The 16,932-nt window shown below is 37.0% G+C and carries 16 protein-coding genes; 6 read left to right on the top strand and 10 right to left on the bottom strand.

The window, feature by feature from the left end; genetic code table 11:
- Positions 1 to 30: 30 nt before the first annotated feature.
- A complete protein-coding gene (locus QWT87_RS06045; protein ID WP_087709824.1) occupies positions 31 to 291 on the bottom strand; it encodes a hypothetical protein in 261 nt (86 codons plus the stop codon).
- A gap of 121 nt (positions 292 to 412) precedes the next feature.
- Between QWT87_RS06045 and QWT87_RS06040 the strand changes: the two genes are divergently transcribed.
- Positions 413 to 589: a hypothetical protein gene (locus tag QWT87_RS06040; protein WP_302714771.1), complete on the top strand. Its 177-nt coding sequence runs from the start codon at positions 413 to 415 to the stop codon at positions 587 to 589.
- Between the two features lie 61 nt (positions 590 to 650).
- On the opposite strand, the gene dnaX is transcribed toward QWT87_RS06040, so the two are convergent.
- From dnaX to QWT87_RS06025, 3 genes are all read right to left on the bottom strand, one after another.
- Positions 651 to 1,736 (bottom strand): DNA polymerase III subunit gamma/tau, encoded by a 1,086-nt coding sequence (dnaX, locus tag QWT87_RS06035; RefSeq protein WP_087709822.1) that lies wholly within the window; start codon positions 1,734 to 1,736, stop codon positions 651 to 653.
- A gap of 98 nt (positions 1,737 to 1,834) precedes the next feature.
- A complete protein-coding gene (locus tag QWT87_RS06030) occupies positions 1,835 to 2,464 on the bottom strand; it encodes a TetR/AcrR family transcriptional regulator (RefSeq protein ID WP_087709820.1) in 630 nt (209 codons plus the stop codon).
- 7 nt (positions 2,465 to 2,471) lie between these two features.
- On the bottom strand, positions 2,472 to 3,731 hold the full coding sequence (locus QWT87_RS06025) for an aminotransferase class I/II-fold pyridoxal phosphate-dependent enzyme (RefSeq protein WP_087709819.1): 1,260 nt from the start codon (positions 3,729 to 3,731) through the stop codon (positions 2,472 to 2,474).
- An 842-nt stretch (positions 3,732 to 4,573) separates the two neighbouring features.
- Between QWT87_RS06025 and QWT87_RS06020 the strand changes: the two genes are divergently transcribed.
- A complete protein-coding gene (locus QWT87_RS06020) occupies positions 4,574 to 4,906 on the top strand; it encodes a hypothetical protein (RefSeq protein WP_302714766.1) in 333 nt (110 codons plus the stop codon).
- On the opposite strand, the gene QWT87_RS06015 is transcribed toward QWT87_RS06020, so the two are convergent.
- Positions 4,892 to 6,475 (bottom strand): Na+/H+ antiporter, encoded by a 1,584-nt coding sequence (locus QWT87_RS06015; protein ID WP_302714763.1) that lies wholly within the window; start codon positions 6,473 to 6,475, stop codon positions 4,892 to 4,894. The genes QWT87_RS06020 and QWT87_RS06015 overlap by 15 nt on opposite strands.
- A gap of 197 nt (positions 6,476 to 6,672) precedes the next feature.
- Here QWT87_RS06015 and QWT87_RS06010 point away from each other — a divergent pair, with 197 nt between their 5' ends.
- Positions 6,673 to 7,866 carry an MFS transporter gene (locus QWT87_RS06010; RefSeq protein ID WP_302714761.1) on the top strand — a complete coding sequence of 398 codons (1,194 nt, stop codon included), beginning with the start codon at positions 6,673 to 6,675 and terminating at the stop codon, positions 7,864 to 7,866.
- 242 nt (positions 7,867 to 8,108) lie between these two features.
- Entirely contained in the window at positions 8,109 to 8,525 is a 417-nt protein-coding gene (locus QWT87_RS06005) for a hypothetical protein (RefSeq protein WP_076390434.1), read from the top strand.
- Between the two features lie 129 nt (positions 8,526 to 8,654).
- Here the strand turns inward: QWT87_RS06005 and QWT87_RS06000 are convergent, their stop codons facing one another.
- The 5 genes from QWT87_RS06000 to QWT87_RS05980 form a co-directional block, all read right to left on the bottom strand.
- On the bottom strand, positions 8,655 to 9,071 hold the full coding sequence (locus tag QWT87_RS06000) for a hypothetical protein (protein WP_302714757.1): 417 nt from the start codon (positions 9,069 to 9,071) through the stop codon (positions 8,655 to 8,657).
- A gap of 12 nt (positions 9,072 to 9,083) precedes the next feature.
- The gene (locus QWT87_RS05995; protein WP_185204376.1) at positions 9,084 to 9,794 is read right to left on the bottom strand and encodes a glycohydrolase toxin TNT-related protein; all 711 of its coding nucleotides are present in this window, start codon (positions 9,792 to 9,794) and stop codon (positions 9,084 to 9,086) included.
- 101 nt (positions 9,795 to 9,895) lie between these two features.
- Positions 9,896 to 10,999 carry a lysine-epsilon-oxidase maturase LodB gene (lodB, locus tag QWT87_RS05990; RefSeq protein WP_302714753.1) on the bottom strand — a complete coding sequence of 368 codons (1,104 nt, stop codon included), beginning with the start codon at positions 10,997 to 10,999 and terminating at the stop codon, positions 9,896 to 9,898.
- A 1-nt stretch (position 11,000) separates the two neighbouring features.
- Positions 11,001 to 13,043, bottom strand: coding sequence for a CTQ-dependent lysine 6-oxidase LodA (gene lodA / locus QWT87_RS05985; RefSeq protein ID WP_302714751.1), 2,043 nt, complete (start codon positions 13,041 to 13,043; stop codon positions 11,001 to 11,003).
- Positions 13,044 to 13,328: 285 nt separating this feature from the next.
- Positions 13,329 to 14,129 carry a Cof-type HAD-IIB family hydrolase gene (locus tag QWT87_RS05980; protein ID WP_302714749.1) on the bottom strand — a complete coding sequence of 267 codons (801 nt, stop codon included), beginning with the start codon at positions 14,127 to 14,129 and terminating at the stop codon, positions 13,329 to 13,331.
- A 297-nt stretch (positions 14,130 to 14,426) separates the two neighbouring features.
- On the opposite strand from QWT87_RS05980, the gene QWT87_RS05975 reads away from it, so the two are divergent.
- Both QWT87_RS05975 and QWT87_RS05970 read left to right on the top strand, forming a co-directional pair.
- Positions 14,427 to 14,870, top strand: coding sequence for a hypothetical protein (locus QWT87_RS05975; protein WP_302714746.1), 444 nt, complete (start codon positions 14,427 to 14,429; stop codon positions 14,868 to 14,870).
- Complete coding sequence (locus QWT87_RS05970) at positions 14,867 to 16,930, top strand: GMC oxidoreductase (protein ID WP_302714744.1); 2,064 nt, start codon at positions 14,867 to 14,869, stop codon at positions 16,928 to 16,930. Before QWT87_RS05975 ends, QWT87_RS05970 begins: the two co-directional genes overlap by 4 nt.
- Positions 16,931 to 16,932: the final 2 nt, after the last annotated feature.

Genomic DNA, 16,932 nt, shown 5'->3' with positions numbered 1-16,932 from the left:
TCCGCAGTAAAAATTATTAACGAACAATAATTATGTTAAATCGAATTTCATCAGATCATCAAGATCTTTCAACAAAGGATTTAATTTAACAAACTTTTCAAACTTCTTTCTTGGAGTCATTACTTCTACTTTCAGATTTTCGGCATCTCTTTTATATGCAACCTGAATGGAATGATTGTGAACTTTCGTTTTAAAATGATTAAAAAATTCACGGCTTACTTTATCAAACTCAGCTTTTGCAGAATCGGAAGGAAACAAAACGGTAATTTCATTTTCTCCGGATTTTATCATTTTGAAAGATTTAATGGCATTGAAAATAATGGCATCTTTTCTCTGGAGCTGCTTGAGCAGTAAATTCCACTCTGACTGAAGATCTGTTTCGGTAAAGTGATTTTGGGGAAGCTGTTCTGTTTTGGCTACAACTTTTTCTTCTACAACAGTTGTTTCTTCTTTGTTTAAAAAAGAACTGATGCTGAAACCTGAAGAAATTCCGGGTCTCGATAAAGGTTTCGAGGTTTTTTTGATCTCTGTGACAATGGGAAGTTCCGGACTTTCAGAGGGTTGCTCCTGTTTAGGCTTCTGTTCCTGAGTTTTTGTAGGTTTTACGGGGATTTTTACTTCCTGCTTCTCACTGAGAAACGGAGCCAGAATTATAAACTTTTTTTTTTAGCAACGTCTGAATTAGCCGTCAAAGAAGCCAATTGCATTAAAGCAATTTCTACCGTAAGTCTTGGATTTTTGGAATTTTTATAATTGATGTCTGCATGATTGCAAATCTCAATAGCATCAATGAGCTGTTGCGGATTCCATTTTTGAGCCTGTTCAACAAACTTTGTCTTGGTCTGTTCTCCTACTTCTATCAGATCAATGGTTGAAGTATTCTGAGCCATCATCAGATCTCTGAAATGACTTCCCAATCCTGCAATGAAAATATGAGGATCAAATCCTTTTTTCACAATTTCGTTAAATGCGGAAAGAACTTCGGGAATTTTATTTTCTTTGGCTAAATCTACAATTTTTAAGTACTGATCGTAATCCAGAATATTTAAAACTTCTGCGGCTTTTGCTAAAGTAATGTTCTTCTGGGAAAATGTAGAAAGCCTGTCGAAGATGGAAAGTGCATCTCTTAAAGCTCCGTCTGCTTTCTGGGCAATAAGATACAATGCATCATCTTCGTATTGAATATTCTCTTTCTGAGCGATATTCCTAAGATGTCCCTGAATGTCTTCAATTACGATTCTTTTGAAATCATAGATCTGACAGCGGGATAAAATGGTAGGAATAATTTTATGCTTTTCGGTAGTCGCTAAGATAAAAATCGCATGAGCAGGCGGTTCCTCAAGTGTTTTAAGGAAAGCATTGAAGGCTGCAGAAGACAACATATGAACCTCGTCGATAATATACACTTTATATTTACCAACCTGAGGTGCAAAACGTACCTGATCGATCAATTCTCTGATATCATCTACAGAGTTGTTTGATGCGGCATCCAGCTCATAAATGTTGTAGGCAAAACCGTCTTCCGAAACCGAGCCGTCTTTTTCATTGATCTTTCTTGCCAGAATTCTGGCACAGGTAGTTTTCCCTACTCCTCTCGGACCACAGAACAGCAGTGCCTGAGCCAATTGATTTTCTTCAATAGCGTGTTCTAAAGTATCCGTAATATGAGACTGCCCAACAACAGTATCAAACTGCTGCGGGCGATATTTTCGTGCAGATACGATAAAATTTTCCATTGGTCAAAAATAAGAAATATTGTTGTAACTTAAAAATGAAATTCTTTTAAATTACTTTTAAAATAACTATATTCTGACAATAGTAAACTTTTCTCATATTATCTTTCTTCGTAAGCAAAATCGATGATTTCGGTAATCGCCTTTTCTATTTCTTTTCTTCCTTCATCACTTTTCAGGTCTATTCCGCAGAATATGCTTGCATTGTGAGCTGTGTAAAGGTTAAGATAATAAGCTCCGGAAACCAGAAGTGCTGCAATGGCACGATATCTTGTAGATTTATCCTTAAAATGCGGATCTACAATATTCGTGAAAAGCATTTCTCCCATTTCTTCTCTCTCATCGGCTACTTTTTTCAGAATCGGTTTGCTTTCTGATAATCCCCAAAGAATAATCTTCTGAAGTTCTTTGTTTTTCTTGATGTGCTCAAACTGGTTAAGAATGGCAACTTTAGAAAGCTCTTTACCTCCGTCTGAAAAATCCACATGGATATTATCCTGGTTCATTTTGCTCCAGTAATCCTGAGATCTGATGTATTCGTCGATAAGCTTTTCGGTGCTTCCGAAATATTCGTAAATTAATTTTTTATCAAAGCCTGCCACTGCTGCTATTTTACTCACTTTCAATCCTGAGTACCCCTTGGTTCTAAGGATTTTTCCAACAGCAGCAAGCAATTTTTGTTTTGTTTTTTCTTTGTCCCGTATAGGGCCCTGTACAACTTTTCTTGGCATTTGTTATTTATTTTTTTGCAATATGCAACTTTTTATTGATATCCTCAAAGGCATTGAGGGTTTTATCAAGATGTTCTTTATCATGTGTTGCGGTAACACTCATCCTGATTCGGGCATCTTTTCTGGCTACAGCCGGATAAATAATGGGGTTTGTATATACTCCGTGTTCCAGAAGCATTCTCCCTACATCGCCCGTTATATGCGGATCTCCGATCTTTACGGGAACAACTGCGGAACAAGTAGTCCCGGTATCCAGCCCCAGATCATTCAGTCCTTTTTTAAAGTAATTGATGTTTTCCCAGAGTTTTTCTCTCCATTGTGGTTCTTCATCTATCAGTTCAATGGCTTTTATAATTCCTGTAGCCGTGGAAGGAGGCGTTGTTGCTGAAAATATCTGCTGTCTGGACTGGAATCTTATAAAATTGGTAAGGCTTTTATTGGCGATTACATATCCTCCAAGGTTACCGAATGTTTTACTGAAAGTTCCCGTAATAATATCTATTTTATCCAGCAATCCTGTATCTTCAATTGTCCCTCTTCCTGTTTTCCCTAAAATACCTACTCCGTGAACATCATCAACCATGAGATAGGCGTTATATTTTTTTACTAATTTATAAATTTCTTCAATAGGAGCGGTATCTCCATCCTGAGAATAGACACCGTCTATTACTACAAGCTTTGTACGAAACTGCTTTTCCGATGTTTTCAAAATCTGTTCCAAAGCCTCCAGATTGTTGTGCGGAAATGTTTTTCTGTTGGTAAGAATACATCCTTCATATACACTTGCATGTACTGCCATGTCTACAATTGCGATGTCTTCTTTCTGCAACAGGATCTGCAATGTCGCACTGTTTGTTGTGTATCCTGTTGTAAAAATCACAGCTTCATCCTGAGAACGCCCGAAAAAGGAAGCAATTTTAGCTTCTAAATCGTTGTGGTAAGAATAATATCCTCCAATAAGTGGTGTTGCCGCCGTTCCGGTTCCGTATTTCTCTACTCCTTCAATTGCTGCCTGCTTTACTTTCGGGTGTTGTGTAAACCCTAAATAATCACTTGTAACAAAGCTTACAAATTCTCTGGTTACGTTGTGAGTTCCCACATTCATTACAGAACTGCAACCTGTATTATTCTGCAATCTGTAGTGATGACGTCCGTTTGATTTCATGTATTCCAGAAAGTCATAATAAATGTCTGCACGCTCCATCATATCGAAGCCGGGAATATTTTCGAAATCCTTGAAAGTTGCTGTTGAAAAGTTAATGTCCATCCTTAATTTTTGTTAGCTGTTTAATGTTAAAACAAATATAGTATTATTTTAAAAATATATAAATTTATTTTCTATTAAAATTTATTATGCATAAAATATTTATATTAAATAATCTTAAAAAACCTTTATATATTTAAAATAATTTAAATATTAACAAAAAAAGAATAAAACAAAAATTTCCTCAATCGCTTAAAAATTAAGCAATTAATAGGATATGTGTTTGGTAATGATTTGGTAGAGAAAATTTACAACTTTTGCTGCAAAATATCATTGAAAATCAGAAATAAAAAAAGGCTGAAATCTATTTTTTGGGAACTTCAGAATCAGCCTTTCTTAACATTTGTCCTTTTAGAATGTACCGTCCACATTTTTTAAAGCCAAATCACTTAATTCAGTCTTTAAAAAGTCCCGTTAAGAGAAAAATTTCAACATTTCAATTAAAATCACTCTTAATGGAATTATAGCAAATATAAATATTTTTTTTAACATAATTTAAGATTTTTAAATATTATTTTAAGAAAAATAATTTAAACATACCACAATAATATCAATGATAAACAATAAACTCAACAAAATATCATACATATTCAGTGTTTTGTTACAAATTTTCAATACATTTAACAAAATGATAAAAATTGGTTGGATATTTGAAGTGTAAAAATAACAGCTACTCTTATCGTTCAATCACTCACTTAAAGTAATTATTATGATCATTCAATATTCTTTTCTTACAGACTATATCATCGGTATGATGAGAAAGTCTTTTACCATACCCGTCAATTGATCTGCAATTATCATCAGGTGTTCTGAAACTATTTTCAATTAAAAAAACTTCCACTATCATGATTTTTGAAGAAAACCATTCTGTATTGCAGGATAGCCACAATCTTTCCTATGTAAAAAATGTGATCAATTTTCACGGAGATAAATCTTTTATTCTTAATTCTTTGCAGAAGATTAAAAACAATACGATTTGCAAAATAAAAAGAAAAACCATTAATAAGCTGATTAAAGAATATACGCATCATCTTAACCAATATATTGAGAATGATGACATTGATTCTAAACCGGAGAATTACGAGCTTTCGCCTGTGTACGCAAGACAGTCGTATGAAAAAGTGTTAAAAGAGGATGAATACCTGCAGAAAGTTTTAACTTTTTTAATGAATCAGTGAGAGTCTCTCTTCCTCCAGATCGATTTTCACAAGATGTCTTCGGATAAGATCTTCATCAAAATGCTGCTTTTTGTCGTAGTTTTGTTCAATCAGCCATGCTCTTTGGGCATTGAGAATATCAAGATAAGCCTCTTTAATTTCTGAGGATAGTTTAATATCGGAGTCTTTTTCCACTTTTCCTTTCCATTTTTCATGGATCTGCTGCAAAAAGATACTTTTTTCCAATAATCCGCTGTGATTTTTTCTGAGATGCTCTAAAGTCATTTTCGCCATTTCCCGACGGATAAGCTCTTCCGCTTCATCTTCAGGCAAATGATCGTTGTAGGAAGGGATTTCCATTTTTCTGATGAGATAAGGAAGCGTGAGTCCCTGAACCAGCAATGTCGTTAAAATCACAATAAACGTGATGAATAAAATTAAATTCCGCTGAGGAAAATCCGGACCATCGGGATAGAGTTTTACGGGAATTGAAAGTGCTGCTGCCAAAGACACTACCCCCCTCATTCCGGTCCAGCCCAACAGAATCGGAGCTTTAAATCCGGGACTTCTGTTGTCTGCAACCGTGATGAAGTTTCGGGCAATTAAAGTAACTACTACCGCTCCGTAAGCCGACAGAATTCTTACCACGATTAAAACAGCCGTTACAAGCAAACCGTATCCTACCGCAGCGTAAATACTTACTTCTCCCAAACCTGAAGTAATTTCCGGAAGGTCCAGACCAATGAGGATAAAAACCAGACCATTAAGTACAAAAGACAGACTTTCCCAGACATTCAGTCCGCGCAAACGTGATGAAGTACTGAGAAAATTATGGCGGTTATTGGAAAGCAGCAACCCGCCGCTTACCACAGCCAAAACTCCTGAACTGTGCGCTTCTTCTGCCGCAATATACATTAAATAAGGTGCAACAATGGTAAGAATTGTGTCCATATTGGCATCTGTAGGAAGCAGTTTATGTCCTTTCATGAACAGCCATCCAATGATTAATCCGATTCCGATTCCGCCAATCAGCATCCATGAAAAGCTGAAAACCGCATCCTGCCAAATAAACTGACCGGTTGCAACGGCAATCATTGCAAAACGGAAAATAATTAAGGAAGACGCGTCATTCAGCAGACTTTCTCCTTCCAGAATAGAAGACAGCCTTTTCTGAACTTTTACAAATTTCAGAATCGCTCCTGCGCTTACCGCATCGGGCGGGGACACAATTCCTCCGAGTAAAAATCCTAAAGCCAGTGAAAATCCGGAAATAAAATGATTGGCCACAAAAGCAACCGTCGTTGCGGTAAGAAATACAACAACAAAGGCAAAACTTCCTATAATCCGCCTCCATTTCCAGAGCTCCTTCCATGAAATTGCCCACGCTGCTTCATACAGCAAGGGTGGAAGAAAGATAATAAAGATAAGTTCGGGATCTATTCTGATGACCGGAACGTTGGGAATAAAACTGATTAACAATCCTGCTACAACCAACAATACAGGATAGGCAACCCTTATTTTGTTGGCGATCATAATGATAAAGACAATGGCAAGAATCAGTGAGAGATAAAAAGGAAAGTTTTCGATCATTTTTAATTTTTTCTGAATTAAAGATACGTATTAAAGTGAAAAACTGCCGTAAAAATTTAACCGGAAAATGTTGAGTTAATTTAAAAATTCAATAGAAAATCAATTAAAAAAAGACATTTTAAGGATTTAAAAAATTTCATCAATTTAGCAGATGAAAATAACTCCATAATTTTTTTGCTTGATTTTTTAAGCACATCATGAATATTTCAGAAAAAGCAGACAGGAAAAGCAGACGGTTTTACTACATCAAACTGTGTATATTTTTATCGGGACTTTCGGTATTTGCGCAGCTTTATCTTTTTCAGCCGTTATTACCAATGGTTGCGGAACATTTTCACAAAACGGTAGGCGACAGTTCCCTGCTTGTTTCTTCCTCCACAATCGGGATGGCTTTGGGGCTTTTCTTTTTTGCATTCCGCGCAGACAGTTTTTCGCGAAAGAAACTGATGGTTTTTTCTTTGATTGCTTCGGCAGTTTTAACCATTATTTCTACATGGGTTCCGAGTTTAATACTGCTTATTATAGTTGGAATTGTGAAAGGCTTTGTCATTTCAGGAGTTTCTTCGGTGGCTCTGGCTTATCTTACAGAGGAAGTTGAAATTTCTGTGGTAGCTTTGGCAATCAGTATGTATGTCAGTGGAAACACGATTGGAGGAATGAGCGGAAGGATTTTAGCAACTCTTCTCGCTGGAGAATTCGGTTGGAGAAATGCTGTTTTGATGATCGGTCTTCAAAGTCTGATTTTGGGACTGATGTTTTGGAGGCTTTTTCCGGATTCAAAATTTTTCAAGCCTCAAAAAACAGATTATCACTTGAAAATGAAGCAGATGAAAAGGCTGATCCGTGATTCTTACATGTTGCGTTTGTATTTCATTGCCGCTTTATTAATGGGAACTTTTGTGAGTGTCTATAATTATATGACGTTCCGTTTAGAATCTGAACCGTTTTCTTTAAGTCATGTTTTTATTGCTTTTATTTTCCTGATGTATACTTTCGGAGTTTTGGGAACCATGATAACCAGCAGACTGTCTGCAAGATTTGAAAAGAAATACATTCTGAAGGGTTCGATTTTCTTTTTATTAGCGGGACTTGTTCTTCTTCTTTCTGAAAACATTTATATCGTTGTTTTCGGACTGGGATTGTTTACGCTATGTTTTTTTGCGGCTCATACTATGGCAAGCCAAATGACCGCGTTGCATGCTAAAGAAGGAAAATCTTCAGCAACTTCCATCTACTGGCTTTTCTATTATTTCGGATCCAGTTTTTTAGGAAGCGGTACAGGATATCTGCTCCACTCTACCTCATGGAATGTTTTTATTGGTGCATTAATTTCAATCATAATGATCGCATTCGCATTAACTATTGAACATAAATCTCTGAAAACTGAATAATTAAATTTTTCAACTTAACATAATATACCACACAAGTACCACAAATTCAATCTCTTGCAAAATTGTTTAAAATTCATTATTAATCATAAGATAATGATTATCAACAAACTAAATTAAAATAGAAAATAATTCTTAACAATAGTTTAATTATTATTCTAAACATAAGGCATAGTATTTGCAAAACTTCTTACACAAGGCATTCACTAACCTTAGAATAATAACATAAACACCCACAAAATATTATGAACGTTGCAGATTTAAAAATTAAAAATCTAGTGGAATATAAAAATCAGATCTATACGATTACTGAAATATTCCAGAATGATGAAAAAGATTATTTTGTACAGATTGAAAATGATTTTCACAGTTTTTCTGTTCCGGCAAAATCAATCAAACCCATTCAGATTACTGAAGAATGGCTGGAAAAATTCGGATTTTCAAGAACTTACAGCTCTGAGCAGCGTATTCGTTACGAAAGACCGGAAACCTTCATTAAATATGATTTTGATCTGAGTTCCAGAAAAATTGTTGAAGGACTGAAAATCTATGGAAATTCTATCAAATGTAAGTACATCCATGAATTTCAGAACATTTTCTCCTGTCTGTTTGGAAAAGAACCCACTTCCATAAGTTATGGACTGATGCACACCGAATCTTAATAATATATACTTTCATTTAAAAACCACAACTTTCGGGTTGTGGTTTTGTCTTAAGTGCGAATAAGCTAATCCAAAAAATTCGGCTTCAAATCGAAGATTTGAAGCCGAAACACACCTTCTAAAAAAATATTATGCCTCTGCATATTCCCATATTCCGGAAACAGAAAGTATTTCCAGTCCCGGTTGTTTTTCGCCATAACTGAAAATTACGATGTATTTTGCAACGCAGGATTCGCAGTCTGTCCCAAAATACAACGTCGGTAAATCATTAAATGTAAATTCTCCGACATGAAGCATATTCTGTTGTGTCTCTTTTATCATTGAATTCTTAAGTAAATCATTGATAGATAGAATTTTATTTTCATGATAGAGTTGAAAAACCGGAAACCCTGATTCGTAAGGAGTAATGTTCACCAGATTTTCATGAGTACAGTTACAGCAGATGAATTTCAGTTCCGCAGACGGACTGATTTCATCATTGATAAACGTATTTTTCGAAACAGTTGCTTTCTTTACGATCTGTATTTTCTTCGTTATTGCGTACATTTTCAGTTAAATTTATTGAATCACCATTCCAACCGCTGAAGGATAATTTCCGCTCGGACTTCTTTTTATCGTTACTTTAATATAACCTTCCTGCGCAAGTTTATTCCATGTTTTTGTATATCCGGTAGAAGGATCCAGAGGAATTTTCCACATCGTCTGTTTTCCTTTTCCAACCTGCCCGAACCACGGAATAATGTCTGCCGATTGTCCCTTGAAAGGTAGCAAATTATTCAAAACTTCTATTTCGTAATAAAAATCATAGGCATTTTCCGGTTTGTTAAGAGCGCGTTGAGCAAAAGTGTAAACGTAGCCATTGATGATCGGACTGGTGAAATTTCCTCCCAGAGTGGGTGCTCCGGTTCCGCTGTACGTTCCTATTGCGCCGCTGTAGCGGTCGTATTTTTGTCCGGCGGTGAAATCTGTATTATCTACAATATTATACCCTCCGTTTGCAGGCGGCCAACCTCCGTTCAGGTTATTCACTTTAAAAACAGATTCCAGTTCGCTCCATTTCCCTTGTTTGTATAAATCGTAAATCTGATTTCTTAACGTCTGATTTACCGTATTCGAAGGATCATAAGTTGCAGCGAGTTCATCGGCGTTTTTATAAAATACCGTGGTTACTTCACTGGGTGCATTTTCATCTTCTATGGTGGAAGAAGTACATGCTACGGAAAACAGTACAACCGACAGAAACGAAATGTAATTGAGTAGTTTTTTCATATATTTCAATAATTATTAATTTTAAAAATGTAAAAGCAAAAAACAGCCTCACAGATCGTTATGAGGCTGCCATTACTAATTTAATTTCATATCCCAACCTCTTAAATCCTTTTTTTCCAAAACACAGCATCGCTCCAGCGTTGTTCTTTCTGATAAAAAAATGTCTTCGTTGTGAGATAATTATGATAAATTTTATTAATGTTTTCCTGATAGTTAACAAAAGTATTTTCGTGTCCTGAATCTGCATCAATAATTGCTTTTGCAGCGTGACAGGCAGAACTTATGGCAAAACCGATCCCCATGGATGAAATAGGATCAAATGAAGCGGCTGCATCTCCCACCGCCAGAAAATTTTTGCAAGAACTGATGTCTACAATCTGAGAAAATGCATTTTTTACCCAGGGTTTTCCTTCGGAAGTCGCTTTTGATATTTTATGCTGAATGTGTTTTGTTTTTGATAATAACCTGCTCCAGTTTTCGGTATTTTCAAGCTTTTTTTCTTTAATAATCTGTGCATCGGAAAAAAAAGTAAGCGTCATCTTATGATTCGGAAGAGAAGCACAGTACCACCACCCGTCTTCAATAGATTCTATCATGATGGTCTGCTCAATGGTCTGAGATTCATCAAAATAAAAAAATCTTCCGATCGCAGCAAGTTCGTCATACCGTTTTGACTGAACTCCTATTTTCCGGCAGACACTTCCCATTCTTCCTGTTGCATCGATCAGATAATCTGCTTTTATCGTGAAGTTTCCTTTGGTTTCGTGTTTTACATCTACCGTCCAATGATGGTTTTCATCCTGATCAAAAGACAGACATTTCGTTCTCGGAAAAATAATTCCTCCTTTTTCAGAAACATTTTTCAGAAGCAGATAATCGAATTTCTCCCGGTTCAGCTGAAAACTTTCGGTTTCGGTATTAAAGATAGAATCACGAACCATCAGTCTTTCGCTTCCCCAAGCTGCCGTGCTGCTGTGTCCCTGAATAAAATTATTCTGATCGAAAGCTGTTTTTTCGATTCCCATATAGCTGAGAAGATCAAAAATGCTTGAGTTCACCTGTTCCCCGATTTTTACAGATTCCAGATTGGTTTCTTCTACAATAACTACTTTCAGGTCAGAATATTTAAGCAGACTTAAAGCGGCGGAAGTCCCTGCTGGACCTCCACCGACAATTAATACATTAGTTTCTAACAAGTTTTGCATTTTATCTTCTGTTTCGCGTTCCGGAACGAGGTAACGGCATGCGGTCTGCTGCAACAGCAATTTCTTTAAATCCTACCTCTTCCAGATGTTCCATCATCATTCTGCCTTTTTCACTTCTTTCGGTAACCACCTGTGTTTTCTTTTCGATGTAGAAAACCGGAATTGTGGTTTCATCATCTTCCTCATTTCCACTGATCTGGCTTACAGGAACATTGTCATATGTAAATATTTCGTTATTTCTTTCAGTTTCCACAAAGAATGGGAAACCTGTACTGTGAGAATTTTTATCTCTGATAAATCCTAGCGCGTACCAGTACTGAACCATCTGCGTAAAACTGTTGATTCCGCGTGCATAATTCATCTGCTGTCCTGCAGGAACATTGGTAGCCGACTGACCTTCAGCCGTAAATTCGCCAACCAGAACATCCCATGGACTTTGAGGCGGCCACCAGTAAGAATAATATGTTGGAGGAAGCGGTGCAGGTGGAGAACCCGCCTTGTTTACAGACGGATCTGTAAAGTTAATTAACTGAATGGTACACTGGAAGAAATCTGCCTGCCAAGGACAAGCCATTCTTTTCGTTAGATCTCCCGGTTCGCAGCCTCCGCCTTCACATTCGTCGCGAGATGGTGTTAAACCTTGTGCTTCATATTGCTGTTCGTTTCCGTATTGTAAAATTCTATAAGGATTTGCATAAATAATAGGATTCTGCAAATTCCATGTTACTTCAATTCCAGGACACATCGGAAGTCCTACACAATTTCCTACACTTGCTGCATCCATTGCATTTACAGGATATTGTTCGTAATTCGGATCGCTTACAAAATTTCCGTCCGCCCACTGCTGCATCAGAAAAAGCTGTGTTTCATCCAGTGCCATGAATTTCATGATATTCGTATTACTCACCGAGTTGCTTCCTGAATTTAAAGGCATCATCGGGAAAATATCAGTTCCGTTTTCTTTCAGAAGCTGTTCCTGAGGTAAGTAAGGAGGAACCGGCGGCTGAGCATCATTTTGTCTGAAGTATGAAAAATAATTCTGCCTGTTTTGGCGGTTTGCCTCAGAATTGTCTGTAAAATCAAAAATATTGCTGGTAAAAGCCATCATTGACTGTACATTGGCAACCCATTGATATTTGCTAATTCTGTTGATAATTGGTAAAATATCTCTCTGAAAATTTGCCTGAAAGCCTGGATTATAATTTCCGTTGCTGTACATCTCAGGAACCAGATTGAAATTTCTTACCCCAACATCGAACATCGTGTCGCTTAAATTTGAAATATTCACAATTTCCGGTGCGAAATCCGGTGATCCGATCACAACCCATGCCGTGAGAGAAATCGAAGGCGTTCCGTCGTTAAAGTTTACCGTACAGTAAACAGGTCCGTCCGAAATATCGTCGTGCCATGTACTGGAACCACCATAACTTGTTAAGGGTAAATTTCCGCCCGCATGACCAAAACCTCCCAAAACAACCAGTCTTCCCGAATTATCCGTGAGAAGATCTCCCAACGTAACCACCGGAACTCCGTATAAAACTTTCTGTGGAGGATATTGCGCAGGATAACCCGCCGGAACATTGTTCTGATCGAATCCTATCGAACTTTGTTTACCGGAAATTGTTCTGGGTCCCGGATCGACGATTAAAGTTTGCCTGTCATTCTGCGGCACATCAGGATTTCTGAAAGGAATTTTCTGATTTTCGTAGCTGTTTTCCTGACCGTACAAAAGATTCCCCTGAAGCTCGCTGTACTGATACCACGCTGCTTTTTTGTTTGCCAAATGCACCGTCCATTCGATAGAAGCTACGTTCGGAGTGTCTAATGTGATTTCTTCTCCTGTGTCTGAAAGGATCTTAAAAGGCTGTCCCTGTCTTTTAATAAGGCCTGAAGCATCTTTAAAGGAGGTAATCGGTCCTAAGGAATTTCCATTGTTGTCGGCATCAAACGGCAGACCACCGATGGTGTCCGGAGACAGGCAGATTTCAGTTGTGCTATTCCCTAATCGGGCAACACCTACTGATGGGTGAATTGATAGATTCATGGTTTAATTATTTAGTTTTCCCTACTCTTTTATTGGCTTTTCGGTTCCGCCTTTTATAAATGGTTGTTTAGTTTGTTTTATAAATATCACTCGCAAAAAGCAGCAATTATTCAGATGATAAATTTAAAATAATTTTCTCATATGTTGGTGAAATTATTATAAATAAATTGAAAATTTTAAATTAACAGCAATCATAAACAGTTTAATATTATTAATTAAACGTTTAATAAGCAAAAAACCTTCGGATATAAAATCTTAAGGTTTAAATTATTATAAATGAAAGTTTTAATTGATGTTTAAATAGTCTTTAATTACTTTAAGAACTCCAAAATGATCATTAGATCCGGCTTCAAAACTTGCCGCTTTTTTTACCAGAGGATGCGCATTCTGCATCGCATAAGAATATTTTGAATTTTCAAGCATCTGAATATCATTCATATAATCTCCAAAAGCCATAGTCTGCTGTGGAGTAATATCCAAAGCTTTCTGCAGTTTTTCCAGTGCCATTCCTTTATTGATATTCTTGTTCATGATATCCAGCCAATACTGACCGGAAACCACTACCTCCAAATCATATTTTTCAAAATCTTTTAATACAGGATAAACGTTTAATTCCGAACCGCCGGAATGATATACCGCAACTTTAAAAATACTGTCATCAATTTCCTGCGTAAGATCTTCCTTTCTTTCATTATCTGTATAAAACTGGGAAACGTAATCTATAAAATCCTGATTCTCGGTTTCAAAATATGCTTTTTTCTTGCCGGACAAAACAGCTATTGCTCCGGGAATTGTTCTGATTGCTGCAATAATTTCCGTGATATATTTTGGATCAAGCTGATCTGCAAAAAGCTCTTCATTTTTGTAAATAACGTACCCTCCGTTTTCAGCGATGAACGCCATTTCACTTTCTATCTCACCAAAATATTTGGTAATCCCGAACATCTGCCTTCCGCTTGCAGGAACAAATAAAATATTTCTCTTTTTCAGTTCTTCATATATTTTCGGAAATTCCGGACTTACCTCATGGGAAGAATTCAGGAACGTTCCGTCCATATCCGTTACAATCATTTTAATATCTTTCATAAAATATTTTATGGTAATTCTAATTTATTTTACAAAGATATTGCTATTGTTTTAATTCGGAGGATCTCAATTTTAATAAATAGTTAAGAGAAAATGATATTAATAAAATATGACGGATAAAAACGATTATTTTAAAACAATTATCAAAACAAAACATTTACTTTTGAAAGATTCTAAATAAATATCATTTATTCTAACTAATGTGAAAAATATATAACTTTATCATCAGAAATTAGATAAACCAATTTACCGGAAAAAAATTATCTAAAACTAAAACTTTAACCATAATTCAACGAGATGATTATCAACAAAATCCTCAACGTCGACGATTACTATTACGACGTGTTCATGGCGATTTCAGAATCCCTCACCGGATTTTCCGTGAACGAGCTCCAATCTACAGGTTTAGCCGAGATTTATTACAAGTACATTCTCAACCAGATTGAAACTGCCACTTTTATTGAATTTCTGAATATTTCTAAAAATGTTCTGGAAAATTCGGCAAGTCAGGATCAGCTGAAAATTGCGATCACCGCAGAAATTATTGCCAATCCCGCAACTCAGGAAATCGCCCAGAGTGTAATAACGCTTTGGTATATGGGAACCTGGGAAGGCGCTTACGTAAATGACAGATCTTACAAAGAAGGTCTCGTATGGACGGTAATGCATGCGCATCCGCCGGGAGCAAAACAGCCGGGCTTTAAATCTTGGGAAACAAACCCCGTAAACAGCAACTCATGAATCAGACAGAAAAACCTCAGCAAAAGAAAAATGTAATCATCGTAGGAACAGGAATCGCCGGTTCTTTGATTGCCAAACTTTTAACAGATCACGTTTTTGATGCCGATGCCAAAAAAATGATCCATCGTTCCGAAACGGACGACTCCAAAACGTATAAAGAACTATCGATTCTAATGTATGAAGCGGGGCTTGAAGCCGGAATAGAACTCGATTCTGCCACTTCAATGGTTACTTACAACGATTACATCCGTAAGTTTTACATAGAAGAAGCCAAAGTTCCGAATTCACCGTATCCGAATCTGAAACAGGCTCCCTCTCCGAATGTTCTGGATATAGAGCCCATAGTTCCACCGTTTCCGGATAAAAAAGGTTATCTGGTACAGTTCGGTCCGATGCCTTTTGCAAGTGATGCCATTCGTGTAGGAGGCGGAACCACACTTCACTGGCTCGGAACCACCCCAAGAATGCTTCCGAACGATTTCAGACTGAAGGAACAATACGGCAGAGCGATGGACTGGCCGATTGATTATGAGACGTTAAAGCCTTATTATGAAATGGCGGAATTTGAGATCGGTGTTTCCGGAAACGTTGCTGCGCAGGAATATCCTATTAAGGAAAGTATGGAAGAATATTACGGTAAAAATTATGTTTTTCCGATGGAAGAAATTCCGCAGAGTTATATGGATCATCAGATTATTAACGGATTGGCAGGAACTTCGGTTCAGCTCAACTTTGAAGAATATCCGATAATGCTTGTTCCGTCTCCGCAGGGAAGAAATTCTACCCCGAATATTGCTTACGGAACATCCAAAATAGTGAAAGCTGAAGCATCAGAATCCGGATATACTTTAACTTTAAAAAATATTGAAAGCGAAGAATACAAAGCTTTAGGAGCAGTATGGAATCCTTATATGGGAGAACGTTGTGAAGGAAATGCATCTTGTGTTCCGATCTGTCCGGTTCAGGCAAAATACAACGCTCTGAAAACGCTGAAAAAAGCTTTATATAAAGTTAATAAAAACCAGAATCTTCAGAGAAATCATAATATTCAGGTTCAGGCACAAAGCGTAGTGTACAAACTGAGTGTAGATGTAGCAGATCAGGAAAAAATCTCTAAAGTTCATATCAGAAGATATATTTCAAGAGAAAAAACAGAATTTGTAGAAGAGGTTATTGATACAAACGAAACAATCGTTATTCTTGCTGCCAATGCTTTTGAAAATCCGAAAATTCTTTTAAATTCAAAATACACTGTTTTCGAAAACGGACAAAATGTTGAAAAAACGGTTGCCAACAGAAGCGATCAGGTGGGAAGAAACCTGATGGATCACATGGTAATGCTTACTTGGGGATTATTTCCGGATCCTGTTTATTCTTACAGAGGTCCCGGTTCCACAACCAATATTTCGTCCTTCCGTGACGGAAATTTCAGAAGCGAATTTTCTGCCTGGATCTCTCCTCTTGACAACTGGGGATGGAGCTGGCCGGCTTTTTCTCCGGGATCAGACCTTTCAGAATTTTTAAATGACGGGCTTTTTGGAGAAGAACTGAAAGATGCATTAACGCACAGACTTTCCAGACAGGTGCTTTTCCATTTTGAGATCGAGCAGCTTCCGAATCCGGATAACAGAGTAACTATTAACGACCAGTATCTGGATGTATTGGGAATTCCGCGTCCTGTTATCAATTACGGGCTTACAGAATACGAAATGAGAGCAATGGAGCAGGCAAAATTAGCTTCAGACCAAATGTTTGCAAGACTGGGTATTGAAGATTTCACCAAATACAATGCGACAGACAATAATACTTTTGTATATAATAATGTAAGATATTCTTATAACGGAGCCGGACATATTGTAGGAACCCACAGAATGGGCAACAATCCGGATGACTCTGTAACAAACAGCTATTGCAAATCGTGGGATCATCCGAATCTATACATTGTAGGAGCCGGAAATATGACAACTTTGGGAACTTCCAACCCTACTCTTACCTTATCCGCATTCACCATCCGTTCCGTAGAATCTATTCTGAAAGATCTGGAAAACATATTAAAATAGAA

The organism is Chryseobacterium urinae, assembly GCF_030518295.1.
Lineage (GTDB): Bacteria > Bacteroidota > Bacteroidia > Flavobacteriales > Weeksellaceae > Chryseobacterium > Chryseobacterium mucoviscidosis.
The sequence above is the reverse complement of the archived record's forward strand: the minus strand, read 5'-3'. Positions and strand labels throughout refer to the sequence as shown.